The organism is Mesorhizobium sp. M7A.F.Ca.ET.027.02.1.1 (genome assembly GCF_004022985.1).
Taxonomy (GTDB): Bacteria; Pseudomonadota; Alphaproteobacteria; order Rhizobiales; family Rhizobiaceae; genus Mesorhizobium.
The window spans coordinates 1-388 of sequence record NZ_RZOL01000992.1 but is presented as its reverse complement, the minus strand read 5'-3'; the positions used below and the strand labels follow the sequence as shown (position 1 = coordinate 388).

Below are 388 nucleotides of genomic sequence, written 5' to 3'. Positions count from 1 at the left end.
GTTTAATGGCGATGACCGGGATCTCCACGCCTGCCTTCTGGCTTGGGCTGGGCGTCATTGTGCTGTTCTACGGGCATCTGCAGATTCTGCCGGGCGGCGGCAGGCTGGACGACTGGCTCGATCCCCCGACGCACGTCACCGGGTTTTATCTGCTGGACGCGCTGCTGGAGGGCAACGGTGAGGTCTTCTTCAACGCTCTTCAGCACCTGATTTGGCCCTCGCTGACGCTGGCGTTCGTTCACCTGGGGATAGTAGCGCGCCAGGTCCGCTCGGCGATGCTGGAGCAGCTTAGCGAGGATTACATCCGCACCGCGCGCGCCAGCGGCCTGCCCGGCTGGTACATCGTCCTGCGCTACGCCCTGCCCAATGCGATGATCCCGTCCATCAC

Annotated in this window: 1 protein-coding gene; it reads left to right on the top strand. The window is 63.9% G+C overall.

Annotated features, from left to right (window positions below):
• The coding region (locus tag EN749_RS37405) for an ABC transporter permease (RefSeq protein WP_145991244.1) at positions 1–388 on the top strand (388 nt) is incomplete at both ends.